The sequence below is a fragment of the Prolixibacteraceae bacterium genome (genome assembly GCA_019856515.1).
In the GTDB taxonomy this organism is placed as follows: domain Bacteria; phylum Bacteroidota; class Bacteroidia; order Bacteroidales; family Prolixibacteraceae; genus Halosquirtibacter; species Halosquirtibacter xylanolyticus.
Genome location: CP082230.1, coordinates 2,863,292 through 2,888,643, shown reverse-complemented (window position 1 = coordinate 2,888,643; position 25,352 = coordinate 2,863,292). Strand labels below are relative to the sequence as shown.

Annotated in this window: 22 protein-coding genes; 6 read left to right on the top strand and 16 right to left on the bottom strand. The window is 36.8% G+C overall.

The window, feature by feature from the left end; translation table 11 throughout:
• Positions 1-30 precede the first annotated feature (30 nt).
• The 10 genes from K5X82_10415 to K5X82_10370 form a co-directional block, all read right to left on the bottom strand.
• Positions 31-4,224: a T9SS type A sorting domain-containing protein gene (locus K5X82_10415; protein ID QZT35730.1), complete on the bottom strand. Its 4,194-nt coding sequence runs from the start codon at positions 4,222-4,224 to the stop codon at positions 31-33.
• 260 nt (positions 4,225-4,484) lie between these two features.
• The gene (locus K5X82_10410; GenBank protein ID QZT35729.1) at positions 4,485-5,129 is read right to left on the bottom strand and encodes a lipid-A-disaccharide synthase N-terminal domain-containing protein; all 645 of its coding nucleotides are present in this window, start codon (positions 5,127-5,129) and stop codon (positions 4,485-4,487) included.
• 23 nt (positions 5,130-5,152) lie between these two features.
• Positions 5,153-5,902 carry a glycosyltransferase gene (locus K5X82_10405; protein QZT35728.1) on the bottom strand — a complete coding sequence of 250 codons (750 nt, stop codon included), beginning with the start codon at positions 5,900-5,902 and terminating at the stop codon, positions 5,153-5,155.
• Positions 5,903-6,112: 210 nt separating this feature from the next.
• On the bottom strand, positions 6,113-7,246 hold the full coding sequence (locus K5X82_10400; protein QZT35727.1) for a hypothetical protein: 1,134 nt from the start codon (positions 7,244-7,246) through the stop codon (positions 6,113-6,115).
• Between the two features lie 605 nt (positions 7,247-7,851).
• Positions 7,852-9,489, bottom strand: a complete 1,638-nt coding sequence (gene groL, locus K5X82_10395) for a chaperonin GroEL (protein QZT39118.1) — start codon at positions 9,487-9,489, stop codon at positions 7,852-7,854.
• A gap of 39 nt (positions 9,490-9,528) precedes the next feature.
• Complete coding sequence (locus K5X82_10390) at positions 9,529-9,807, bottom strand: co-chaperone GroES (GenBank protein ID QZT35726.1); 279 nt, start codon at positions 9,805-9,807, stop codon at positions 9,529-9,531.
• A 346-nt stretch (positions 9,808-10,153) separates the two neighbouring features.
• A complete protein-coding gene (gene secG / locus K5X82_10385) occupies positions 10,154-10,501 on the bottom strand; it encodes a preprotein translocase subunit SecG (GenBank protein ID QZT35725.1) in 348 nt (115 codons plus the stop codon).
• Positions 10,502-10,528: 27 nt separating this feature from the next.
• Entirely contained in the window at positions 10,529-11,191 is a 663-nt protein-coding gene (locus K5X82_10380; protein QZT35724.1) for a hypothetical protein, read from the bottom strand.
• Positions 11,192-11,206: 15 nt separating this feature from the next.
• Positions 11,207-11,731 (bottom strand): hypothetical protein, encoded by a 525-nt coding sequence (locus K5X82_10375; protein QZT35723.1) that lies wholly within the window; start codon positions 11,729-11,731, stop codon positions 11,207-11,209.
• Complete coding sequence (locus tag K5X82_10370) at positions 11,728-12,990, bottom strand: sigma-54 dependent transcriptional regulator (protein QZT35722.1); 1,263 nt, start codon at positions 12,988-12,990, stop codon at positions 11,728-11,730. Before K5X82_10370 ends, K5X82_10375 begins: the two co-directional genes overlap by 4 nt.
• A gap of 859 nt (positions 12,991-13,849) precedes the next feature.
• Here K5X82_10370 and kdsB point away from each other — a divergent pair.
• Together kdsB and K5X82_10360 are read left to right on the top strand one after the other, a co-directional pair.
• Positions 13,850-14,599 (top strand): 3-deoxy-manno-octulosonate cytidylyltransferase, encoded by a 750-nt coding sequence (kdsB, locus tag K5X82_10365; GenBank protein ID QZT35721.1) that lies wholly within the window; start codon positions 13,850-13,852, stop codon positions 14,597-14,599.
• A 245-nt stretch (positions 14,600-14,844) separates the two neighbouring features.
• Positions 14,845-16,839, top strand: a complete 1,995-nt coding sequence (locus tag K5X82_10360; GenBank protein ID QZT35720.1) for an alpha amylase C-terminal domain-containing protein — start codon at positions 14,845-14,847, stop codon at positions 16,837-16,839.
• Between the two features lie 104 nt (positions 16,840-16,943).
• On the opposite strand, the gene K5X82_10355 is transcribed toward K5X82_10360, so the two are convergent.
• From K5X82_10355 to K5X82_10345, 3 genes are all read right to left on the bottom strand, one after another.
• Positions 16,944-17,915, bottom strand: a complete 972-nt coding sequence (locus K5X82_10355) for a DUF2807 domain-containing protein (protein QZT35719.1) — start codon at positions 17,913-17,915, stop codon at positions 16,944-16,946.
• Between the two features lie 330 nt (positions 17,916-18,245).
• Positions 18,246-18,536, bottom strand: coding sequence for a DUF4982 domain-containing protein (locus K5X82_10350; protein ID QZT35718.1), 291 nt, complete (start codon positions 18,534-18,536; stop codon positions 18,246-18,248).
• A gap of 232 nt (positions 18,537-18,768) precedes the next feature.
• On the bottom strand, positions 18,769-19,959 hold the full coding sequence (locus K5X82_10345) for an alpha-L-fucosidase (GenBank protein QZT35717.1): 1,191 nt from the start codon (positions 19,957-19,959) through the stop codon (positions 18,769-18,771).
• Positions 19,960-20,279: 320 nt separating this feature from the next.
• On the opposite strand from K5X82_10345, the gene K5X82_10340 reads away from it, so the two are divergent.
• From K5X82_10340 to K5X82_10330, 3 genes are all read left to right on the top strand, one after another.
• Positions 20,280-20,819, top strand: coding sequence for an AAA family ATPase (locus K5X82_10340; GenBank protein QZT35716.1), 540 nt, complete (start codon positions 20,280-20,282; stop codon positions 20,817-20,819).
• A gap of 382 nt (positions 20,820-21,201) precedes the next feature.
• Positions 21,202-21,780, top strand: coding sequence for a hypothetical protein (locus K5X82_10335; protein QZT35715.1), 579 nt, complete (start codon positions 21,202-21,204; stop codon positions 21,778-21,780).
• 66 nt (positions 21,781-21,846) lie between these two features.
• Positions 21,847-22,218 (top strand): hypothetical protein, encoded by a 372-nt coding sequence (locus K5X82_10330; GenBank protein ID QZT35714.1) that lies wholly within the window; start codon positions 21,847-21,849, stop codon positions 22,216-22,218.
• A 93-nt stretch (positions 22,219-22,311) separates the two neighbouring features.
• Here K5X82_10330 and serS read toward each other — a convergent pair whose 3' ends face one another.
• The 3 genes from serS to rplU all read right to left on the bottom strand — a co-directional run bounded on the left by serS (position 22,312) and on the right by rplU (position 24,372).
• Complete coding sequence (gene serS / locus K5X82_10325) at positions 22,312-23,586, bottom strand: serine--tRNA ligase (protein ID QZT35713.1); 1,275 nt, start codon at positions 23,584-23,586, stop codon at positions 22,312-22,314.
• A gap of 191 nt (positions 23,587-23,777) precedes the next feature.
• On the bottom strand, positions 23,778-24,041 hold the full coding sequence (rpmA, locus tag K5X82_10320) for a 50S ribosomal protein L27 (protein QZT35712.1): 264 nt from the start codon (positions 24,039-24,041) through the stop codon (positions 23,778-23,780).
• Positions 24,042-24,060: 19 nt separating this feature from the next.
• A complete protein-coding gene (gene rplU, locus K5X82_10315; GenBank protein ID QZT35711.1) occupies positions 24,061-24,372 on the bottom strand; it encodes a 50S ribosomal protein L21 in 312 nt (103 codons plus the stop codon).
• A 314-nt stretch (positions 24,373-24,686) separates the two neighbouring features.
• On the opposite strand from rplU, the gene K5X82_10310 reads away from it, so the two are divergent.
• The gene (locus tag K5X82_10310) at positions 24,687-25,304 is read left to right on the top strand and encodes a DUF151 domain-containing protein (protein QZT35710.1); all 618 of its coding nucleotides are present in this window, start codon (positions 24,687-24,689) and stop codon (positions 25,302-25,304) included.
• Positions 25,305-25,352 lie beyond the last annotated feature (48 nt).

The window sequence follows — 25,352 nt, the reverse complement described above, 5'->3', positions numbered from 1 at the left end:
TACTCCCTCTGTTTTTTTACCTATATTGTCTTATTTAACAATGATCTTCTTAGAACCACGCTCTCCATTGTTTATGAGAACGAGTGTATAGATACCTGTTATAAGGTTCATCTGAATTAAGGTTGTACTCTCTGTAATTTTATTTTGCATTACACATTTACCATTTGTGTCATATATCATATATGAAGCATCTGTACTTAACTCCATTTTGACTGTTAGTGTCATCTCTTTCTCGACAGGGTTAGGAAATGCAGATGCACCCATTTTCTTTATTCCATCTTTGTTAGATGTATGTATTACCCCTTCTTTAATTGTAATAGGGTACTCTTCTGTCATTCCTTTCTTATCCACAATAAGTCCTGTCGGGCTTAGTTGACTTTCACTATCAGTAGATGAGTATACCACTCTAAAAACAGTTTCACCAACTTTAGCATGTGCTGGAATTTCTACATCTGCAATATATATCTTGCTAGATTTCTCTTGTAATGCAACTTCTTCATCATTCTCAAATTGAAGGTTGTGATTCCAATCAAACCATCCTTTAGCAAAATATTTCTTACCAAATTCTTTATTTACCTGAACTTCTAATGGATACTTGTTTCCAATTTCAACATTAGTTCTCAGATCATTGAAGATATGAAAATTACCTCCAGTATTTTCTCTAGGGTTGTTATTCTTAATCGAATTGAATGTAACCCCCTCTATCATATTTGAGGTTCCTAATGGATATAGCATTAATGGGTATTCGCTATTATCTGGAGTCATTAAACTGAGATGCGGGACCTTAGTTGTATTAAAACGTTTATTGGTCCCCGTATTATTGCATGCATAAATCTTAAAGTCATAAGAAGTATCGGCATTAAGGTTCGTAAATAACACCTCTTTTGTATTTCCTTCTATAACTCTACATACTTCATACTCTTTTTGATCTGAAGATGGAGAAGGAAGATTGATCGCATCTTCTCCTTTAGAGCTACCAACTACCCATAGTTTTTGACAAGAAGACGTTGGTTTATTCCATTTCAGACGAATTGCAAAAGCACTCTCTGCTCGTCCAGTTAGCTTGGATGGATTTGCTATAGGTCGTTTATAGAAAGTGGTTGTCTCTTTTACATTACTATAACTTGTTCCATCAGGCCCTACACAATATGATTTAAAGTAATAAGTAGTTGCCTCTCTAAGTTTGGTGAAATCAAAGTGATATTGAGATGTTTTAGCATCGCTATCCACTCTCTCTGATTCGTTAAATGCTTTTGTTGTAGAGTAAACAATACCTTTTCGTTCAATGTCGTATCCGTTCTTAATATCACAATTAACAGTCACTTTTTCTGGTGTACTTGACACCGAAGTGATCATTGGAGTGGCTTCTCCGTCTCTAATTACTACTGCATAATCATGAGTTTGCCCACTGCTTTTATCTTCTGTAGGTGATGGTGATGCCCAATAAGTAAACTGAGAGATTCTCAACCTTAAAGGAGTATTACAATATTTTGTCGAGATATTTTCAGGAATGGTAATATTACCACGTAGGGACTTGTCTTTTACCCCTTTACCTTCCTTGGTTTCATATAGTTTTTCGTCATTAGTAAATTTACCATCATTGTTGAGATCGACATAGATATGATAGTTACAGCTACTTCCTGATATGGAGAGGGTGAATGGGGTTCTTATTCCTTTTTTCAATATCGCCACCCCTTTATCAATATGAGATAGATAGCCAGCGACTTCATAGTTGTTAGGACTCGTAACATCAATATTAGCTATCTTGAAATTGATTATTTTATAGTAATTGTTCTTAATTTTCGGAACGGTACACGCCTTCACCGATTCAATTTTAATCGGAGTATCTATGGTTTTCGAACCTTCTCCATTGCTGTTCTTTGCCGTTAATGAAACAGTATAAGAACCTGCCTTCGTAAATTGAACTTTAGGATTCTTTGATATATTCGAGTCATCATCAATAAATTTAATATTATTGGGTGAAAAACTCCATTTATATGATTTTGGGATATATGTAGATAAATTATCGAAAGTAAATACAATCGGAGTATTGTCATCCTGAATCGAGTTATAACTTTTGATATAAGTAAAGTCTGCAACAGGTTTGTGTGTATTACCACTGATAACAATCTCTTTAATGATTGGCTTCTTATTCGTCCCAAAGATTCCAAGGTATAAAGGGTACTGAGGTGAAATATTTTCGATTTCTAAATTAATATCCTTCTTAGCAACAGCTTTCTTCTTATATGCAATAATCTTTCCATTCTGCACTAACGATATGGTCATGCTTCCATCTGAAATATTTCGGATAGACAACGACTTGCTATTAAGGTTAACTTGATTTGGGATAGTTGCAGTAATATCAGTAGGAGCCGCAGTCCACATCTTCATCGTTGGATCTCCAAAATAGTGGAAAAGACGATGGGTGTAAATGTCACTTTCTCCTCCACTATAGTAAGTCTCTTGCATCCTTAGAAGCCCTTGATTAAGTATATCACCCATTCGCTCTACACGATCAAGGTGTCCTGGTTTTTGAACAATTCTTTTAGCATAACCGAAAACAGGTATTAACCCTGGGTTATTCCACAATGCATCGATCATACCACATGTTAGCGCATCATTATACCCACTATAGCTGAAGTTTGAAGCTGCAATCACACCAATAGCACCACCATTTGGATTCTTAACGAACTTTTCTGCGAAACATTCATTAAGCTTAAACTCACCAGTGTGACAATTCATCGAGAAAACGACAGGTAAAAGATTTCCGTTTTCCAACTTATCAATATCTCTTGTTACAAAACGTGGATGTGCCCAACCACTACCACCTGAGTATCCATGGTCTCGGTGTAGTACAAAGAATTTACCCTCTTCTATTTCTCTCTTAATATCAGCTGCATCCCCATCCCAGTTAAAACCACTAGCTCTTCTGAGTTCCACTGGTATTGGTGAGCCATCTCCAAAAGATCCATTATTCCATCTCATTGGTTCATTGGCTGGGTCTGTATAATAAACTCGATTAACTTGATAACCTTGCTCATCGACTAGATAATTTCTTACCTCTTCACTTGTTTGACAGAATCGACGTGCTGCTTCTCCATCAGGCTCCTCTTTATTTGCCACATCTTGAAACTGAGCACAACACAATGCTGTTCTATAGAAATCAGGGTTCTCTACAGGACTTTTCTCATAATTGATAACCTTCTGAACAATTGTATTTGCTTCATTGGCATTCTTACAAGATATTCTTCCGTGCGCAATATCTGAAGTATAATCACTTTTCCCATCTAGACAGGCATAATACAAATCGGATGCATATACTGTTGTCTTACCATTTGATTTTTTATTATAAAGCTCTCCAGGCACATCTTCGTGGTCTCCAATAATAAGAAAATACTGTAAGTGGTTCGGTAGATTATTATATTTATCGTGGATGGTCTTTTTTACGTCTTTTGCCTCCCATGAATCACGAGAAACTACTTCCGTGTTAAAGCCTTGTAGTGCTTTCCATGATGCTAATTCGTTTGCAGCCGCTCGATATTTATTGGTGGTAACAATTAAATAGCTTGGGATCTGATTTGCATATAGATCCTTCATCTTTCGATTGATACCATTCTCTACACCTTTCAATGTGTAGGAAAGGTTACTATAAATACGTAACTCTTTTGTTACGGGATTATACTGGATAGGATTAATCCTTACTGTGACATAAGTCTTTCCACTAGCCTTTTGAACGTTATGTATTTCGATAACACCCTTAGGATAGAACTCATTTTTACTGTAGATCGCCTCATCAATATCATATGGTACATTAGGAACTCCTTCTGTATCTATATCATCTGCTTTCATCGGATGAACCATGATATTATTGTGAACAATGAAATCTCCTTTTTCTACTTCAAGCTTATATTCATCTTTCACTTCATGTAGAAACTGTTTTGTTGGAACAGCAGGAGCACCAGCATGGTGGATATATCCAAAGTCTTTAATTTGAAGAAATACCCATTCCTTGTTATTATTGAACTTTTTATGGAAATATTTACAAGCAGATAAATCAATATTAACTTTTGTTTTGTTGTTACTCTGTTTAACATCGATTTTGGGCATGTTGCTTAATTCCATCTCTGCTCCTTTTTTTCGATGAGCAGATAAATAGCCTACTTGTGCATAACTACCCATTGTACAAGTAAGCATTAATAAAATAAAAGTATAAAGTCTATTCATTATTGAAGTGATTAGTATTGAACTTGTGGGGATAGACAGTTGATTTTAGGTGTTAAAAATATTAAAAATAATTGTAAACATAATATGAAATAAAATGTTTTCAATATAAATATTATCATAATGCTATATTCCCAAGAATAGCAGCCCATTTGTTAGGCGATAAGTAATGACATCTGGCCATGTTCATTAAAATTAAAAGATAACCTGCATTGCTTATGTTCAATATTGTAGCGCTTGTTTGAATTATTTTAGAAGTAGTGTTACTTTTGGAATAGCCCTTTACCTTTTAAGTGGATAATAATATTTCGGCTATATACGAATGCACCCGAGATTTGTCCTAGAAGCAGATTAAAGTCATGTCGAAAAATAGCATAGGATATAATAATCAAAGATCCACAAAGGCTAATAACCCAAAAACCAAGAGGAAGTACCGATTTGCCTTCCTCTTCGGATACAATCCATTGATAGAAGAAACGGAAGACAAAAATAAATTGACCTAATGACCCCCAAAGAAGTAGTTGTAGTGGGATGCTATCATTAGAGATTATATTGCTGAATAGGCCTTGTTTAAACCACGAGACATACAGAATTACTAGGAATGGAGAGATTATACAAAGAATCCTTATTGCATGTGGAAGCACCTTCCATTTATTATGTAGTTGTATATTTCTAATATAAATAAAGTAGACCATTAGTTGACCCATTACAATAGCTAGGTCTTTACGTAATATCCCATAAATAAGAAAGGTGAATGAGGCCAAAAGACTTATCTGCCAAAATAATAGAGGAGATTCTGATTTCCCACTTTTTTCGGATAAAAACCACTGTATTAGTAGCCTTGAGGAAAAAAGTATATTTCCTAAGAGACCAATGGCAAACACATACCACTGATCTTGGTGTATCATATCGTATAGGAATTTAAACATTGCTAGTTTTTAACTAGAGTTAAGTCACTCGATTTAATTTTATAGTTGATATACCTTCTCTTGATCCAAGCAAAAGCTATTAGATCAGTGAAAGGTCCAAGTAATCGATTCCAGAAATGATACTTTGCTTCTCCCTCAATTCTTTCGTAATGCGTTACAGGAACTTCCTTCACCCGACCCTTTTGTAAGAGTACAAGTGCTGCTAAAAACCGATGCATTCCTTTAAAGAATGGGATTCTCTTTGCTGTTTGTCTCTGAAGAATTTTTAAAGGACAACCTGTGTCAGATACTCCGTCATTAGTGATCCACTTTCTCATGGTATTGGCCACTCTTGACGAGATTACTTTGGTTGACGAATCTTTCCTATTTTGCCTAATACCAGTAACCATTTCGTATGATTCACAGTATCTCATCAGCTCCATAAACTCCATTGGAGAAGTTTGTAGATCTGCATCTATATAACCAATAAATGGACTGCTGCAGAAGTCAATACCTGCTTTTAGGGCTGCACTTAAACCACTGTTATTCTGTAGCTCAATAAAGTGGAATGGAGAAGATTGGGTACATATCTCCTTAATAATCTCTTGGCTGTTATCAGTGGATCCATCATTAACAAATAATATTTCCACTCTTTTATCAGGGTAATTAATGAACTGTGTTACTTCATTAAAAACCCGTGGGAGGCTCTCCTCTTCATTGTATACAGGGATAATAACTGTTAAGTATGCTACTTCGGGGGAAAAAGTATTCATAGTAATAATTTTTTGCGTTCCAATATTGCGTATGATCTTCAACTAAAAATCATACTATTAAGTTAGCAAAAAATAAATAAATAATTTCCCTTTTTAGGTTAAGTTCTAACTATTGTTACGTTAAAAAAGGACAAAAGAACTATTATGCTTAAGTTCTTTTGTCCTTCTAATATATAGTACAAATTCTCATTTAATTATGGAAGATGCAATTTAATTAGATACTCTGTCTACAGGATATTTTACACTAGCAAAAATATCTCGGATAAGCTTGTTGTTTTCCCCTTTAAAGTCTTGTTGATCTGCAGTTAGTAATGCATGGAGTACAGTGTACCAACATACTTTCTCACTTACCTCTTCTCCATTGTTAGGGGTATAGAATGAACTGTTCTTACGTCCTTCATTTCCAAGAATAGTCCATGCATGCATAACTAATCTATCTGTCTTCTCTGCTCCAATAGTCTCTCTAATCTTCCATAGAGGATAGGTTATATATAGAGCTGCAAGATTGGAGTCGTAACGATTCTTTAGGATGTTTTCTGACTGAAGAACAATATCAATATATTGACGCATTGCAGATCCCTCTTGATTGTAAACATCAATATAAGACTCTTTCATTATCATGATTCCTTTGTACAGACTATTTTGATCCATATCAATAGGTAGTGTTACGGGTTTTGATACATCTCTACTCAATGCCTCAGGTAATACTCCTTCAAATATTTTAGGCGACTGATTAAGTGAAGTGGTAAAATACTCCATAAAACCGATTCCAATATAACGATTCTCTTTATATACGATATTCGTTTTCGTCTTGATGAATTGCTCATACCGGTGTCCTACTTTATGATATACTGAGGATGGATTGATGGCCGCTTTAGTAGAAAAAATAAAACGGCTATTGTTGTTTGCCATTGGCATGTAATCCGCAATACTCACAATAATATCCTTATCCGATTCTTTAATCTCTGGAGTGATATATTCTGACATCAAACTAGTATAGTACTCTGATGCTTTAATAAAGTGGTATGCTGTAAATATTGTGTAATAAGTTGGACTCCCTTTCTTAACATCTTTTGATAATAGATCGTAAGGAAGTGTCTTCTCATGTTTTACTACATTCTTCAGTTTATTACCTGGGAATGATAGTGACTCTAAATTTGTACAGTGTATACTTCGTAAATGAGGAGATGATATCGCTCCATCTTTAGTGACAAAATCAATGTCTATTGTTTTTGTCTCTATCTTCCCATCTTTTAGAATTTCCTGTGTGAATTGTTCCTTCTTTATCTTTGAACAACTACATAGGATTATTGCCATGGCAATAACTAACTTTAACTCTTTCATCCTTTTCTCCTTAATTACTTATTAATAACAGACTTGTAACTCTGTTTCCCCGTCTTAAAGGCTAATTCACTCTTACTCTTTCTGATTTTAGCAGATTGCAAACTAAGGTAAAAATGTTAAATAAATAAAATAAGTGTGTTGGATTATGTGATGCTGTAAGATGGTTGTCCTAAGGCAACAAATTATAGTATGACTATGACAATGGTATATTCTGTTGATATCTAGTAGTTTTCTTTTTAACAGGTCATATTAGCAAAAAAGAAAAATAGCATCGATGTCCTATGATATTTCATGTGACATTATGATAAATTCATGGGTTTCTATTGTGGTCGTATGAATTTCAAGGAAAGAGTATGGTGAAAGGTAGAGAAGTAAAGAGACAAAAAAAGGTTTGTGAATCGAGATCCACAAACCTTTGAAATATCTATAACATAAGATCTTCTTATACCATTTCTACTTCTTATACAAGCGATGACATTCCAAATATATCTTGTTTCGATAAGGCAAGATATGCAAGGATAACTTTACCTCTAGCTACATCTAAAAACAATGTATAAATCAAGATAACATGCCAATGTTACACTCATTTAATTATAGCATTGGTATTACATCATTCCTGGCATACCACCCATTCCTGGGGCACCAGCTGGCATTGGATCTTCTGTTTTCTCTTCAACAAGTACACACTCCGTTGTCAAGAACATTCCTGCGATAGATGCAGCGTTCTCAAGAGCAACACGAGTTACTTTAGCTGGATCAATAACACCAGCGGCAAGAAGGTTTTCATACTGTCCAGTACGAGCGTTGTAACCGAAATCATTCTCTCCTTCTTGGATCTTTTGAACGATCACAGCGCCTTCAAGACCTGCGTTTGATACCATTGTGCGTAGAGGAGACTCAATGGCCTTACGAATAATCTCGATACCAGTCTGCTCATCTTCATTTTCGCCTTCGATACTGTCAAGAGACGATATAGAACGAATGTAAGCAACACCACCACCAGGAACGATTCCTTCTTCTACAGCAGCACGTGTAGCAGAAAGTGCATCATCCACACGGTCTTTCTTCTCTTTCATCTCAACCTCAGAAGCCGCTCCAACATAAAGAACAGCCACACCACCTGCTAATTTAGCAAGACGTTCTTGTAACTTCTCTTTGTCGTAATCTGAAGTAGACACTTCCATTTGTGCACGGATTTGTGCCACACGACCTTCAATCGCTTCTTTTGCACCAGCACCGTTAACAACAGTTGTATTCTCTTTATCAACAGTTACTTTCTCAGCTTGTCCTAGCATCTGTAGGTTCACCTGATCTAGCTTCATTCCTTTTTCGTCGCTTACTACCGTTCCTCCTGTAAGTACAGCAAGATCTTCAAGCATCTCCTTACGGCGATCACCGAAACCTGGAGCTTTCACAGCACAAACTTTCAATCCTGCACGTAGACGGTTTACAACCAATGTTGCAAGTGCCTCTCCTTCGATATCTTCAGCGATAATCAAAAGTGGACGTCCTGCTTGGTGAGAAGCCTCAAGAATTGGAACAAGATCTTTCATGTTCGCAATCTTCTTGTCGTGGATTAAGATAAAAGGATTTTCCAATTCCGCATTCATCTTCTCTGTATTCGTAATGAAGTATGGAGATATATAACCACGGTCGAATTGCATTCCTTCTACAACATCAACATAAGTGTCCGTACCCTTTGCCTCTTCAACAGTAATCACACCCTCTTTTTGAACTTTCTCCATTGCATTTGCAATAAGTTGTCCGATAGTGTTATCATTGTTTGCTGAGATACTAGCTACTTGCTCGATTTTATTATAGTCATCTCCAACATTTTGTGCTTGAGACTCGATATTTTTAACTACCGCTTTTACTGCCTTATCAATACCTCTTTTAAGGTCCATTGGGTTAGCTCCAGCTGTAACGTTTTTCAATCCTACATTGATGATAGATTGAGCTAATACAGTTGCAGTAGTAGTACCATCACCCGCATCATCTGCAGTTTTTGATGCTACCTCCTTAAGAAGCTGTGCTCCCATGTTTGCAAATGAATCTTCTAGCTCCACTTCTCTAGCAACAGTAACACCATCTTTAGTTACGTGTGGTGCACCGAATTTACGATCAATAATTACGTTACGACCTTTAGGTCCTAAAGTAACTTTAACTGCATTTGCTAATTGATCTACACCTTGTTTTAGTAGATCGCGTGCTTCTATATCGAATTTAATTTCCTTAGCCATAATTTAATATTTTCTTATACGTAAAAATAGATGTACTCTCAATTAGCTAATGTAAAGAACATCAGTTTGAGATAACAATAGATAATCGAATCCGTCGATGTTTAATTCAGTTCCAGCATATTTACCATATGAAACAACATCTCCTACCTCTATCTCCATCGGTTCATCCTTTTTTGCAGCACCAACCATTCTAACTTTTCCTTGTTGTGGTTTCTCTTTCGCTGAATCAGGAATATACAATCCACCTGCTGTCTGTGTAACTGCTTCTTGTGGCTCCACAAGAATCTTTCCTGCCAAGATTTTACCTTTAAGTTCTGCCATTTTACGTTATATTTTAGTTTGTTTTTTTAGAAACGATCTTCTCTCTTTTTCCTCTATCGTCAGGACGTCGAGAGATTATTTACCAATCGAATGATGAAATGAGTGATTATATTCAAAATAACTTATCACTTATTTCATCATTGAATTGATACTATTATTTTATTCAAAACCAATATGTCATTAATCACATATTGTGCCAAAATTATTTGTGGAACAATATGTCATATTTTGTGTCAAACGGTCGTTAATGAAACTGTCACAATGTCCTAATAAAAAAAGGTTATCCCTCATATGTCTGGGATAACCTTCTTTTATCTATACGGTTTGCATTTGACTGCAAAAGTGATTACTTCACTTCGTTGTTGTCACCCGCATCTGGAGTTGCTGTCGCATCTTCCATAGGAGTTGCTGTTGACTCAGGAACCTCAATACCTGTACCAGTATTTAAATCTTGAATATTCTCTGTTTTAATGCGAGTTCCGTTTTGTGCAGTTCTATTTGGAAGAACTGATGACGAAATAATACACAAGAAAAAGATAACACCTGCAAAAATCCAAGTTGTTTTTGACAATCTATCCTTCTGATTCTTTACACTCATAATTTGAGTCGACCCAGAGAATGAGTTCGAAAGACCTCCTCCTTTAGGGTTTTGTACCAATACAATCAAAATAAGAAGCACTGATACAATTATCATAGTAATAATAAGGGCACTGTACATTTTCTATTGTTTTTTATGTAACGTTTTAATCTCTTCTATCCGTTCAGCAAAATAAGCATTTTTTTTGGGATATTTCAAACTTAATGTCTCGTAAGCTTCTATTGCCTCTACATAAAGACCTTGTTTGATATAGATCTTTGCTAATGTTTCACTTATCAGCCCTTCTGATTCCTTCTCTGGTTGCTCTTCTAGAAGCCCAATGTTTCGTCTCGTTGGTCGTTTTACTTTATTCTCAAACGATGAGACAAACGAAGAAATCAACACTTCCTGGTTTTGGCGATGTGACTTACGATGGTTCTGTATCTCAAAAAGTTCTTTTGCCAAACTTTCAAATGGCACGTTATGTTGATTACTACCTTCCAGTTGATATTGGGATGGTGGATCAATCAATGCCATCAATTCATCATTATCAAGACCCTCTGTCGACGTTTCTATCTCTGCCGTCAGCAGATCTTTGAGCTTCTCTCTAAATTCCATTCGAATGGCACACCTTGTTTTCTGTTTCTCAAATTTCAAACTATGATGCATATAATATGCTTTACACAAAAGAAGGTGTGCCGTTGCAAATGAAGGATAAGCTTCTACTACCTCTTCTAGCATCCCTATAGTCTCTTCTGTAATTTGATCTGGACGATCTAAAATATCACGAAATAATTTGAGATTCATAATACGAATATCGATTTACCAATTGGCAGCCGACTTATTAAAAATGTCGGTTATGATTTTATCTAAAATAACACCTACATACTCATCTTCGATAGAAGCGAAGTTCTGACTAGACGTATAATCTTCATACGCTGTGAATGTTTGATTGAAATCCTTATCGTGGTCAATATTATTTACAAATTTCACACGGACACCAATGGTAAATCTCATTTGACCTGCTATATCTCGACCATCACTTGTCGTCTCAATACCTAATGGACGTGTTTCGTATCGAGTAATTTGTCCAGAAAACTCAATGTCTCCACCGTTACGTTGAGAAGTCAAACCTAGTTCATTAGAGAATTTATCATTCATCTTGTTATTGAACTCTTGACTAAGTTTCGGATTGACAATCCTTGCACGGTTCGCGAAGTAATCCACAAAAAAAGTTTTCACTTCCGGAGATAAAGATGCTCCAGTAAATGAATAGCCAATCTTGCAACTGCTATACAGCGAAAATGTGATGACACACGCTATGATAATGGCAATGCGTTGTTTCATGATATATTGTATTCTTTAATTTTACGATATAATGTACGCTCAGAGATCCCTAAATCTTGCGCAGCTTGCTTTCTTTTCCCCGAATGTTTCTTGAGTGCTTTATTGATGAGTTCGATCTCTTTATCTACAAGAGATAATGACTCTTCCACAATCTCTTCTGTATCTTCAATATCCCCAGCTCTATGGAGATACTCTTTCGGTTCTACCTCTATTCTAGGTGTCGCAATCGTGGCAGGAACCGCAGGCGTCAAACTCATCTCTTGATCATTGTGCAACTTGTTCAGAAACTGTTTGGTCTCCTCGGTATTGAGTGAACTAGGATTCTTATCCATAATATCATGAACAAGCTTCTTCAGATCATTCATATCATTTTTCATATCAAAAAGAATCTGATATAAAATCTCCCTCTCCGAATTGAACGTCTTCTCATCTACACCACTATAGATCGCAGGAAGATTGGATTTCAGAACCTGTGTGTCCTTAGGAAGGTATTTCAAAAGCGTCTGAACACTCACTTCTCTCTCCGACTCAATAATGGAGATCTGTTCGGCTATATTCTTCAACTGACGAATATTACCTGGCCAATCATATTTCAACATCAGATCCTTCGCATCGCTTTGAAGCTTAATCGATGGCATATTATATTTATCTGCAAAGTCGATGGCAAACTTTCTGAAAAGCATCAGCACATCATCTCCTCTCTCTCTCAATGGTGTCACTTTGATTGGCACCGTATTGAGACGATAAAAAAGATCCTCTCTAAACTTTCCATCTTGAATGGCCTGTGGTAGATTAACATTTGTCGCTGCCACCACTCTAACATCGGTCTTGTAGACTTTAGACGACCCAACGCGCATAAATTCACCTGTCTCTAACACACGAAGCAATCGAACCTGCGTAGACAATGGAAGCTCCCCAATTTCATCTAAGAATATGGTTCCATTATTTACCTCCTCAAAATACCCTTTACGATCATTTACTGCCCCAGTAAAAGAGCCCTTCTCATGTCCAAAAAGCTCCGAGTCAATAGTCCCATCAGGAATGGCTCCACAGTTTACCGCAATATACTTACCATGTTTACGATGAGAGTAATTATGAATAATTTGTGGAAACGACTCTTTCCCTGTTCCACTTTCCCCTGTAATTAACACAGAGAGGTCGGTGGGAGCTACTTGCAATGCAACTTCAATGGCTCGGTTCAATCCAACAGAATTACCAATCAGTTTAAAACGTTGTTTTACTTCTTGAATATTCACCATATTGCGAACTACTATTGTTTTGCTTTATTAATTCTTTTTTCTTGTAAAAACCTAGAAAAGAATAAGATGATATATCTCCTCTATTCAACAACAAAGTTAATGTATTATTTGATTATATGACAATATGTCACTACCTTTCTTTTAAAGCAAAAAGCATTCAAGCAAACTATTTCCCCACCCCTTATCAAACAAAATTCAACCCTGATTACCCCTGTTGTAAATCAATCATTAACGAATGATCAACGAAACATCAATCACTTGCCGACAGCCATATCCTACCTATATCAATCGTACTTCCCTGCTACCTTTCCCTGACCTAATCCGTCCCTAACCTATCTTTAATCCGTCCTTAATCCGTCCTTTGTCCATGATTCGTCCATCATTGATCCATGGTTCAGCCATCGAAACCCCCGAAATCGATGGACAAACCATGGACGAAGCATGGCTAAACCATGGACAAAGGACGGATTAAGGACGGATTAAAGATAGGTTAGGGACGGATTAGGTCCGAAGTTGGTAGCTTTAAAGTCATAGTTAAGTAGGGAGTTGATGGAAGACAACAGTTTTTTTGTTGTGGGGAGATATTTTGCATCCTACGACAAGTGTAAGGGGGTGTGTACTGACGTTGTGAATTAAGCTACCGTTATATTTTGTGGGGATTTGGGGGTATGAATTTATCTCTTTTGTGGGGATGGGATTTTGATGGGGATAAACTTTTGCGTTTGATTTATTGTAACTTTGTGAAAGTGGAGAAGGAGGTTTTTTTTATGCCTATTTTGGTTTGAAACCTTTTAATGATCGCTTCAGTGTGATATTGATGCTCCTTCACCATAGTGCAAAAGTTTAAAAGAGATAGGGTATGAAATCGATAATAATTATTCCAGCGCGATATGCGTCGACTCGTTTTCCAGGAAAGCCTTTGGCTGATATTCATGGGAAAAGTATGATTGAGAGAGTAGTAGAAAAAGCCAGTCAAGTAGGTGACCAAGTGTGGGTTGCTACCGATGATGATCGTATTTATAAACATGTTGATAACTTTGGAGGAAACGTGGTGATGACACGTAGTGACCATCCTAGTGGAACTGATCGTATTGCGGAAGCGTTGGATTTGATCGAGGCAAAATTGTCGACATCTTTTGATGTGGTCATTAATATTCAAGGAGACGAACCATTTATCTTGCCTTCACAAGTGGAGCAGTTAATCCGTTCTTTTGAGACGGAGAGGGTGGATATTGCCACACTAGCTAATCCTATTCATGAGATCTCTACTGTGGAAGATATGAATCAGGTGAAGGTGATCTTTTCACCGTTGCAAAGGGCCATCTATTTTAGTCGTAGTCCTATCCCATTCGTTCGTGGTGTGGACAGATCACTGTGGCCTGAGAAGGTGGATTTTTGGGGTCATATAGGGATGTATGGTTATCGTAGTGATGTGTTGAGAAAGATTACAAAACTAGCGCCGTCGAAATTGGAGCAGTGTGAGTCTTTAGAGCAGTTGCGTTGGTTGGAGAATGACTATCATATTCATGTGGAAACAACGGACCATAAGGGTATGGGGATTGATACTCCGGAGGATCTATTGCGTGCACTTCAGGAAGGGGAGTTGTAGATCTTTTGGATAGATGTACATGATCTTTATTTGCCGGAGAGGGTGGATTGTTTGGGTCTATTTCATTTGAAGGCGTATTGGTTAATCTTTTATTGGCGATACCAAAGAATGTATTCGTATGCCTTAATTTCTTGTGGTTTTCGTTGTTTTTTCGAAAAAGAATAGGGTTAACTCTATGGAAATATGTGTATATTGAACTTTTGATTTGAATGAAAGGACACCAAACCTATTAAATTATCATGGTTATGAAAAATAGTAATTTCGTCACGTCGGACCCTTGGTTGGCTCCTTATGCAGCGGAGATCGATAAGATGAATGCTTATTGTGATGCACGTGAAGAGGTGTTTCTGAATGGGATGGATATTCGATCTTTTGCTCGAGGTTACGACTATTATGGTATCCATCGTTTTGATGCACACCTTGTGATCAGAGAATGGGCCCCGAATGCGAAGCGTATTTTCTTATTATGTGACAAAAATAATTGGACTCCTACTTCATCGTTTGAGTTTACTGCTACAAACTCTGGTAACTGGATTATTCAAGTACCTCAGGACTCTTTGCCTAAGGATGCACTGTATGCATTATGGATGGAGTGGGAAGGTGGTGCTGGAAGGCGGATTCCTGCTTGGGCACAGTATGTTGTTCAAGACGAAGAGACTTTAGCATTTAGTGCAAAATATATTCCACCTACAACTTATGAGTGGAAGCATACCTCTCCTTCTACAGATGAACCGGCATTGATATATGAAGCACATGTCGGGATGTCTGGACCAGAGGAGAAGGTGCATAGTTATGACTATTTTACGGATAATGTTTTACCTCGTATTCATCGTGCAGGCTATAATGTGGTTCAGTTGATGGCTATCCCAGAGCACCCTTATTATGGTAGTTTTGGGTATCATGTGTCAAATTTTTATGCGCCATCGTCTCGTTTTGGTTCTCCCGATTCGTTACGCCGTTTGATTGATACAGCTCATGGTTTGGGGATGTCTGTGATTATGGATTTGGTTCATTCGCATGCTGTAAAAAATGAGGTGGAAGGACTTGGAAAATATGATGGATCACAATATCAGTTCTTTCATGATGGCAATAGAGGATTACACCCTGCTTGGGATTCGATGTGTTTTGATTACGCAAAGTCGGAGGTGGTACACTTCTTGTTGTCTAATATTCAATATTGGATGGAGATGTTTCGTTTTGACGGTTTCCGTTTTGATGGGGTGACCAGCATGTTGTATCAAGATCATGGATTAGAGAGAGCTTTTACAGAATATAATGACTATTATAATGGAGGAATGGATTGGGATGCTTTGGCTTATCTACGCATGGCCAACAAATTGGTCAAAGCAATCCATCCGAATGCATTGTCCATTGCAGAGGAGATGAGTGGTTTGCCAGGATTGGCAGGCAAAATTTCTGAAGGTGGCTATGGGTTTGACTATCGTATGGCGATGGGAGTTCCTGATTTTTGGATTCGTATGATAAAGGATACGTTGGATCCAGATTGGTCTATGGGAGAAATATTTCACCAATTGACATCTCACCGAGAGGAGGAGAAGGTGGTCTCTTATGTGGAGAGTCACGACCAAGCGATGGTGGGAGATAAGACGATTATTTTTCGACTATTGGATAAGACGATGTATGATTCGATGCGCAAGGATCAACCTTCTATGGAGGTCGATAGAGGTGTAGCTCTGCATAAAATGATTCGTTTGGCAACCATTACTACTGCAGGAGGTGCTTATCTTAACTTTATGGGAAATGAATTTGGTCATCCAGAGTGGATCGATTTTCCAAGAGAAGGTAATAATTGGTCGTATCATCATGCAAGACGACAGTGGGAGCTGATGGATAACACAGAGCTTAAGTTTCATTGGTTAGGTGATTTCGATCGAGATATGGTAAACTGGGTTGAGGAGACACAACTTCTGAGGTCTGAGGACATCTCTTCTGAGGTCTGTAATGAGAAAGATAAAGTGTTGGTATATCGTAGGGGAGGCTACCTGTTTCTCTTTAATTTCCATTATGAGAATTCATATGATGGATATTCGATACCCGTAACGGGCGCTAAATATAATGTAGTCCTTCATACCGATGCAATTGCCTATGGTGGTTTTAATCGTGTAGATACGGAGATGTCATATTATGCTATGCCTAATATGCATCAAGGTAATAAAAGACACATCAAGATCTATCTTCCATCTCGTACTGCCTTGGTATTGAAAGAGAGTAGATTCTAGTGGTAGCACAATAGGATTATTTCAACTATAAAAGAGCAGGGGAAACAAATCAATGGTTGTTTCCCCTGTTTCATGACCTAATAAATATGATGTATTAGATTATATCATAATAATGATTTTTCGATGGTGCTGGTAATATCAGATTCTTTTTTTGTGAACTTTGGTTCTCCTCTGTAATTAAGTTTACTTGCTTCAGTAACTTTCGTTTCTATTTCCGTTGTTTTCCCGACGTATACCGAAGATCCGGTAGTACAAATACAATCAAGTTTTTTAATCTCTAGATCTTCTGCCATAACGGTAGAGGAGCCATCAGCCTTTACTGTGAACTCATCCGTTGTCATTACACCTATCGCATTGAATGTAGAAGCTCCTTTTAAAGTTGCATTGAATGTCTGCGCTTTGCTCGAACCTTTTAACGAAAATGTTGAGGCACCAGATAGTGTTGATTTAAGTATTTCGGTATTTCCGTTAAAGTTCAATACAGCCCCTTGATCAAGGGTTGTTGTTACTTTTCGACTATCTCCTTTGACTGTTGTATCACTTGCACCTTTCCCATCAAATACGAACATGTTAATTTCGATATCTCCAGTTAAAGAGCTTGCTTCATCTAGTGTTAAAGTCAAATCTTCCCTTTTCAGTTTGTTCTTAAATTTAATTGTAGATGCACCTAATCCTTTGATTGCAGATAGTGTTTTTACTGTAATATGTGCAGTCGTTTTGTTTTTAGTTTTAATCTCTTTTACACCATCTTTTTTTGTAATATCTATTGATGTACCATTTTGCTTCACCGTATATTTATCCGCAATAGCTGCATCACATTCGATGGTAACCTCTGTTCTATTTTCTTCCACAAAAGTTATTTCAACATCCATTGGTAGTGATGCGGTTAGATCAATGAAATTACTTACGGAATATTTCGTTTTGGTCATATCTCCTTTAGTGGTTGATGTTCCTCCAACATTCTTTGATGTTGTATTCGTTGTTGTTACGGTTTCTGTAGTGTCGTCACTTTTGCTACAACCACCCATCAGAATAGTGCTGCATAAGATTCCAACAATAATTAAGTTTGTCTTCATTTTGTAATTGTTTGTTAATTATTATGTATTGATAACAACATAACTACGATTTTTGGCCTTGGTTATTGTTTATGAGGCTGCATTTTATATTTATGGATTCATTTTGGTCATATTATTATGCAATGGTTTAAAAGGTTTACCCTATGGTATCCACTCTCATTGATCGAGAAATCTCCTTTTACTGGAGTGAGGTCATTAAATAAGTTTATAAGCTCTTTGTTCTTCTCTTGTTGCTTGTTGAAGGTGTATTTTTTGTGGCGAGAATATGCATAAACACTTGAAGCCGATCGGTTGTGTAATGGCTTCAAGTGTTTATGATTGAAATATATGTTAGTTTGCGATGTTGCTCGGATTGGTTGTAATATCTATTGCTCGAGCTTCTATGGTTATTTCTCCTTTTTCATATGGAACGGTCCAATAAGCTCTGAGTTTTGTTGAGTCATTGGTATTTTTCTTACCTAATGACTTCCCATTTAAGAGTAGCTCCACCTTTTCACATCCTGAAAAGATCTCAACGGTCATTGGGGTTGTCTTTTCAATATTCCATGTCCAAGAAGATAGAGAAGCTCTCCATCCCCAGCTTTTGCGTTGGTGTTCAAACCAAGGGTTCGACTCTCTCAATAGGCTCTTCTTTACATGATATTAAAGATATATTAATCTCGAATAGGATAAGTTATTTTACTAAGATTGATTGTTTTCGGTTAATCATTTTATCTGTTTTATAGGTTATTTTTCCTTCAACATAGAAGGATCTGTATGTATTATCTTCTTGATTTAGGCTAAAATCAAGAAGATAATATTGCATATGTGTGTTCCATAAGGAGGAACTGCGGGTTTTTAATCTTTTTGAGATTTATAGTTCATTATGAACTTCAGGCCACCCTTTGGCTTCGATAATTTCACCTACTTGTGCTAATGCCTTTGTGTCATCTGGGTGGATTGAACCATCTTTGCAGATTCCTATATTCATAAGCATATTGGAACCAGTGGCTCTTGAGTAGTTTAACCAACCATAGACTTGCGTAGCAGTGTAGTGTATTGCACTATCATCATTGATCCATCCACCTCCTGCATGTGTATCGTCTCGTCCTGCACATTCTAACATTACAGTATTGATTTCACGTAGTTTGGTAGCATTGAATTTATCCCATAATTTAGACTGTTTTCCATTCCATCTTTTCTGTCTAATATTAAATCTTTTGGTGATCCCAGGGTTGTCCCATGAGTAATTGAAAGGAAGCATAAAGTGTTCAGGAGATATGAAATCTTCATCCCCAACTGCTCCTTCTTTGAATGAAACAAGGGCATGTGGCTGCAGATCTTTAACCAGTTGGTGTAGTTCATGTAGGTGGGTGTATTTACTTGGATCTCTGTAGTAACCTCCAATTCCGTCAAACCATATACCAGCGATGTCTCCATATTGTGTTAGAAGCTCTGTTAGATATTTTTTGTTGTGTTCGTACTCTTCCTTATTTGTATGTGAGATATGAGGAGGAACATACATGAAAAGAGCAATGCCGTGTTTTTTACATGCTATAGAAAGTTCTTGAACAAGATCTTTTTTACATGGTGCATTTAAACTATTGCGGTCAGAAAGAGAGGTGTTGAAGTTATAACAACCTCCAAGATGATGTGTTGTAAAGGTAATGTATTTCATCTTTGCCTTTTTCGCCAGTTGGCAAATCTTATCTGCATCAAAATTCTTAAGAGAGTATTTCTGAAATAACAAGCTGTCTTTATTGTTGCTAGATTCATAAGTTGTCCTATCTATTCCAACGTATTTTAATAACTGATCAGATGCGTTCCCTTTTTTCCATATAAAGTAGTCATCTCTACCATTTTCACATAGACTTGCGAGATTTAGGTGGATGAACATCCCGAATTTTGCATCTTTAAACCATTGCTTGTTGGCTTCGACAGGGCTCTGTTGATAGCTTTCTTGGTAATCATTAAGCCAATAAGGAACTTGGCTTTTGGGTTTAGTACAGCTGTTAAGAAGTAGTACTGATAGGATAAGTATTAGAGCTTTTGGTGATAAATTCATAAGATAGTTTATTTAGTTACTAATTCTGATGGAAATGTAGCCTGATTCTTATAGATGTAGTAACTCAATTATCTCATTTTGTAATGCTCATATCATATGGGACTTTATTATGGATAAAGCTCTTTGGTCGTAAAATGATGTTGATTTTGGGGGCAATAAGAAGGAGATATAAACACATATTTAATGATAAAAATAAGGTTATAGCTCCAGTGGCGGTGTGGTATATTGTTTTCGAACATATTTTCGTAATAAAATGGGTTTTAAAGGTTGATCTATTGGTAAATAATTTATTGTTTTGCACTTTTTAAAACCGACGCGTAATGAAGAGTTGCATTAATAAGTTTGTTATTACCGGTGGTCCTGGAACAGGAAAATCGACACTATTATATGAGTTGGCTAAGAAAGGCTTTTTATGTTTTCCAGAGGCCTCAAGATCCATTATTGAAGAGCAGTTGCAAATAGGGGGTGATTTAGTTCCATGGGTTGATATGGATCGTTTTTCTTTTGCTTGTATGGAGCGGATGAAAATATTCTACAATAAGTCATGTGATCACCCTACCTTTTTTGACAGAGGTCTTCCTGATATTCTAGGTTACCTCTATCTTACTGGCTGTGAAGATATGCAGGATATAAGAGATAATATTGACGCTTATCATTATCATAAAACTGTTTTTATCTTACCACCCTGGAAGGAGATTTATGAAACTGATAATGCAAGAAAAGAGCCGTTCTCTGAAGCGATATGTCTTCACAACCATCTTATTCGATCATATGAAGAGTCAGGATATCATGTGGTAGAAATACCTCAGATGTCGGTGGATAATCGAGTCGATTATATCTTGGATTACTTGGAGATATAGATATTTTATATATATCTACGTAAGAGCAGTCAGCAGTCATTTTCTGAGAAGATGACTGTTTTTTTATTTAAGAGTGTTAAATTGTTGGATTGTGTAATTCGAGTAAAATTGGATTGTTTAATTGAAAGTATGTGTCTATTTATGTGACAAAATGATAGTTGTCCGCTTGTTTTAGTTGTAATATGTTTTATTTATGTGAATAAATGTTTATATTTGAATTACAATCTTAAATTTTAATTATGAAAAAGTTTTACTTTATTTTATTTTATTTGCTAATATTGGCTGTGATAATGAAGAACTAACAGAAGTCTCTATAGAAGAAAAGGTAGAGATTGAGATAGATCGGTCTTCTAGAGATAAGTTTGTTCATGTTTTAGAGGAAGTGTATAAATATAAGATTACAGCAGGTGATAATTTAGATGCTGCGAAAGTGAATCAAATTGTATATGAGTCTTTTCCTCAAGCACAGAGTGTTAAAACCAAATCTTCTCCAGACCTATTGGATGGGGAAGGAATTTTTTCACTTAGTAAGAGCAGCTTACAATATCTAGATGATATTTCAGATACTAAGCGGTTTTGGACTGCTCTTGAATACCAAAATTATTTGCAGTTTGTAAAAGATGAAGTTATTAATGGAGATTTGCCTTTTGAAGAGAAGGTGCTGTTGGTTAATCATGTTGAACTGATGAATGCTATTGTAGAGTGGCAAAGATCTCATTATGATTCTTTATCTGTTCAAGATGATTTTACGGACAGTAAAGGAGATGCGTGGGGTGAGTGGGCTCAATGTGCTGTTGGTGTCATTGGATCAAGTATGACTGGATCTCTTGCAGGAGGTGCTGCCATTGGATCTGGGATACCTGGAGCAGGGACTCTTGCTGGTGGAATTGTTGGTTTTGCAGTCGGAGGTTTTTGGGGCGGATTTTCTGGAACATTGGTTGGTGCAGCAACTTTTTGCTAATGTAATAGACTTTTTTGTTAGGTCATTCAATGACTATTTAGTCATTATAATTAAAAATAGTTAAATATGAACTTAGAACATTTCGTGTATAGGTTGAAGAATCCTACACTGTTGATGGAGCTCTCAATGATTTTGTTTGGCTCTATAATGTTGGTATTCGGTCATTATAATTCACAAAATATTTTGGCTTATAGTTATAGTACATATTTTTTTATGTTTCTAGTATCTATGAATATTGCTATTTATGCAAAGGGAAAAGCGGATGTGAAAATATTATATTCAATTTTGGGAATATTGGTTCCTTATACGATCATTTGTCCTTTGGTGTTTTTACTTGTTCATGAGGAAAATGCGATACTTTCTATAGGTGGTATATTCTATTTAGAGGTATTTGCTTACACTGTTTATCTACATTTTAAGTATCGAGAGATCATTTAAAAGGAAAGCGAGTAGAGTAAGATTAAATGTGATATAAATTGTTATAGGCTGCCCAATTGGAGCAGCCTATTTTTATTTTTTGATGATTGTATCTTAGTCTATCAACTCACATCCCATATATGGCACAAGTACAGCTGGTACTTTAATTCCGTTTTCTGTTTGGTTGTTCTCAAGAATAGAGGCAACAATACGTGGTAATGCAAGTGCGCTACCGTTAAGTGTGTGTGCGATTTGTGGCTTCTTGTTTCCTTCTTCTTTGAAACGTAGTTTCAGGCGATTTGCTTGAAATGATTCGAAGTTAGAGACAGAAGATACTTCTAACCAACGCTCTTGAGCTGCACTCCATACTTCGAAGTCGAAAGTAAGTGCAGAGGTAAAGCTAAGGTCACCACCACATAGACGTAAAACGCGGTAAGGTAACTCTAGTTTTGCAACCAACGATTCAACATATGCTACCATCTCATCAAGGATCTCATATGATTTGCTTGGGTGTGCGATTTGAACAACTTCTACTTTGTCAAATTGGTGAAGTCGATTCAAACCTCTTACATCCTTACCATAAGAACCTGCTTCGCGACGGAAACATGCACTATATGCTGTGTTTTTGATAGGGAAGTTCTTTGCGTCAAGAATCACGTCACGATAGATATTGGTCACAGGAACCTCAGCTGTTGGAATAAGGTAAAGGTTATCTGCAGTGGCATGATACATCTGTCCTTCCTTATCTGGTAACTGTCCTGTACCGAATCCTGAAGCTTCGTTTACTAGATATGGAGGTTGTACTTCAAGATATCCAGCTTCGCGTGCCTGATCTAAAAAGAAGTTGACCAATGCACGTTGTAGGCGTGCTCCTTTTCCTTTGTACACAGGGAAACCTGCACCTGTGATCTTAACACCTAATTCGAAGTCAATCAAATCATATTTAGAAGCAAGATCCCAATGTGGCACAGCGTTGTCACCTAGATTAGGGATCTGTCCCACTTCGCGTATCACTTCGTTGTCTTCATCACTTTTACCTGTAGGTACAGAAGGGTGTGGAAGATTTGGAAGTTGCACTTGTAGTGCTTGAAGTTTTTCATCAGTGGTAGCAAATGTTGTGTCTGCTTCCTTGATTTTCTCTTTAAGGGTGGCAGTTTTTTGTTTTGCTTGGTTCGCTTCTTCCACCTTTCCTTGTTTGAAAAGGTCTCCAATCTCCTTCGAAAGTTGATTCATCTCCGACTTATACCCATCAACCTCTTGTTGGGATTGGTTACGAAGTTTGTAGATTTCTAGAATTTCCTCTACGATTTTCTCTGCGTCGAAGTTTTTCACTTTCAGACGCTCAACCACTAGTTGTGGGTTGTCTTGGATAAACTTAAGATTTAACATAGTAGATTGTTATATGTCAGCGTATAATCTGTTGTTATAATATTTTGTTTGGGAACTCTCCCTATATATATGGTAGCCGTGTTTTCACGGCACTCTTATGAGCTATGTCTACAAAAATAATAAAAAAATCTCCCGGATTATTACAAGCGTAACAAAACGGGAGATTCATATTCTATCTACTGAGATATTAATTACTCAGCAGTAAGAGGCTCTACTGAAACGTATGATCTGTTATTTCTCTTTTTACGGAAAACAACTGTTCCTTCAACAAGAGAAAATAGAGTATGATCTTTACCCATACCTACGTTTTCACCTGGGTTATGAGCAGTACCACGTTGGCGAACGATGATATTACCAGCTTTACAAGCTTGACCACCGAAGATTTTTACACCTAGACGTTTACTTTCTGACTCGCGGCCGTTCTTAGAACTACCTACACCTTTTTTGTGTGCCATGATCTAATGTTTTTAAAAATTAAGCTACAATATCAGAAATTACAATCTGAGTTAAATACTGACGGTGACCGTTCTTCTTCTTGTAACCCTTACGGCGTTTCTTTTTGAATACGATCACTTTGTCTCCTTTAAGGTGACTTACTACTTTCGCAGTAATTTTAGCACCTTCTACAGAAGGAGCACCAACTTTTACATCGCCATCATTGTCGATCAAAAGTACTTTGTCAAATTCAACATCAGCACCTTCTTCAACACCTAAGCGGTGTACGAACACTTTTTGGTCTTTTTCAACCTTGAATTGCTGTCCAGCAATCTCTACAATAGCGTACATAGCTTTTTGTTAATTGTAATTAAATACTCTGGAAGGTGTCTCATCAAAATGAGTGAGCACTTATAACAAACCAACCTAGAGTTATTCGATCGGCAAAAGTAGGAATTTTTGTATGATTCCCAAAGTATTAGAATAAAAAATGTGTAAATTTAAGGGGAGAAAACGTAAAGCGCTTAATAATTGAAGATGAAGCATTTGGTTCGATATGTGTGAAGCCAAATTAGGAAAAGATCGAAATATCTATTTTGTTTCCTGTGGGATTAAGTTGTAACTTCAACACGAATATATCTTTATCTATCGAATATCTAGATACTATGCAAAAAATTAAACTGAGGATACTGGGTTTAACCACGAGTCAGACGCAAACTGGAGCTTATGCTTTGTTGATGACAGAGGTGGATGGAAGTCGTCGATTGCCAATCATTATTGGGGCGATAGAAGCACAGGCTATTGTTATTCATTTGGAGCAAATGAGTCCCCCCCGTCCTTTAACACACGATCTGTTTCACCAAAGTTTGATGAGTTTTGGGGTTAATTTAGAAGAGGTTCAAATTTACAAATTAGATGACGGCATCTATTTCTCAAAGCTTATTTATAAGAGAGATAATAAGATAGAAGAGGTGGAGTCGAGAACTTCGGATGCTATTGCATTGGCATTACGTTTTACTGCTCCAATATATATTGATTCTGATATTATGGATCGTGCCAGCATCTCTTTTGAAATTAAAGAGCAAGAGGAGGTTATATCCCCTTCCGAAAGTGTAGTGGACTCTTCAGAAGTCGCAGAGGAGAGTGTTGATGATAGAAAAGATCGTATAGCATCAGCAAATCTTGAAGACCTTGAGATGTATTTGCAGAAGGCGATAGAGGAGGAAGATTATGAATTAGCTTCCTTAATAAGTGATGAAGTAAAAAAAAGAAAAGATAAATAGACTGATTTTTAACAATATTTAGAATTAAATAAAAAGAGTATTTTAGCT

What these genes read in the sequence shown, in the direction of transcription:
- K5X82_10400 (QZT35727.1), bottom strand. Translation starts at nt 7,246, where the DNA reads ATGAAAGAGTTAAAGTTAGTTATTGCCATGGCAATAATCCTATGTAGT.
- rplU (QZT35711.1), bottom strand. Translation starts at nt 24,372, where the DNA reads ATGTACGCTATTGTAGAGATTGCTGGACAGCAATTCAAGGTTGAAAAA.
- K5X82_10380 (QZT35724.1), bottom strand. Translation starts at nt 11,191, where the DNA reads ATGAATCTCAAATTATTTCGTGATATTTTAGATCGTCCAGATCAAATT.
- K5X82_10355 (QZT35719.1), bottom strand. Translation starts at nt 17,915, where the DNA reads ATGAAGACAAACTTAATTATTGTTGGAATCTTATGCAGCACTATTCTG.
- K5X82_10310 (QZT35710.1), top strand. Translation starts at nt 24,687, where the DNA reads ATGCAAAAAATTAAACTGAGGATACTGGGTTTAACCACGAGTCAGACG.
- K5X82_10340 (QZT35716.1), top strand. Translation starts at nt 20,280, where the DNA reads ATGAAGAGTTGCATTAATAAGTTTGTTATTACCGGTGGTCCTGGAACA.
- K5X82_10405 (QZT35728.1), bottom strand. Translation starts at nt 5,902, where the DNA reads ATGAATACTTTTTCCCCCGAAGTAGCATACTTAACAGTTATTATCCCT.
- rpmA (QZT35712.1), bottom strand. Translation starts at nt 24,041, where the DNA reads ATGGCACACAAAAAAGGTGTAGGTAGTTCTAAGAACGGCCGCGAGTCA.
- serS (QZT35713.1), bottom strand. Translation starts at nt 23,586, where the DNA reads ATGTTAAATCTTAAGTTTATCCAAGACAACCCACAACTAGTGGTTGAG.
- K5X82_10330 (QZT35714.1), top strand. Translation starts at nt 21,847, where the DNA reads ATGAACTTAGAACATTTCGTGTATAGGTTGAAGAATCCTACACTGTTG.
- K5X82_10345 (QZT35717.1), bottom strand. Translation starts at nt 19,959, where the DNA reads ATGAATTTATCACCAAAAGCTCTAATACTTATCCTATCAGTACTACTT.
- K5X82_10410 (QZT35729.1), bottom strand. Translation starts at nt 5,129, where the DNA reads ATGATACACCAAGATCAGTGGTATGTGTTTGCCATTGGTCTCTTAGGA.
- K5X82_10370 (QZT35722.1), bottom strand. Translation starts at nt 12,990, where the DNA reads ATGGTGAATATTCAAGAAGTAAAACAACGTTTTAAACTGATTGGTAAT.
- K5X82_10375 (QZT35723.1), bottom strand. Translation starts at nt 11,731, where the DNA reads ATGAAACAACGCATTGCCATTATCATAGCGTGTGTCATCACATTTTCG.
- K5X82_10360 (QZT35720.1), top strand. Translation starts at nt 14,845, where the DNA reads ATGAAAAATAGTAATTTCGTCACGTCGGACCCTTGGTTGGCTCCTTAT.
- K5X82_10390 (QZT35726.1), bottom strand. Translation starts at nt 9,807, where the DNA reads ATGGCAGAACTTAAAGGTAAAATCTTGGCAGGAAAGATTCTTGTGGAG.
- K5X82_10415 (QZT35730.1), bottom strand. Translation starts at nt 4,224, where the DNA reads ATGAATAGACTTTATACTTTTATTTTATTAATGCTTACTTGTACAATG.
- kdsB (QZT35721.1), top strand. Translation starts at nt 13,850, where the DNA reads ATGAAATCGATAATAATTATTCCAGCGCGATATGCGTCGACTCGTTTT.
- secG (QZT35725.1), bottom strand. Translation starts at nt 10,501, where the DNA reads ATGATAATTGTATCAGTGCTTCTTATTTTGATTGTATTGGTACAAAAC.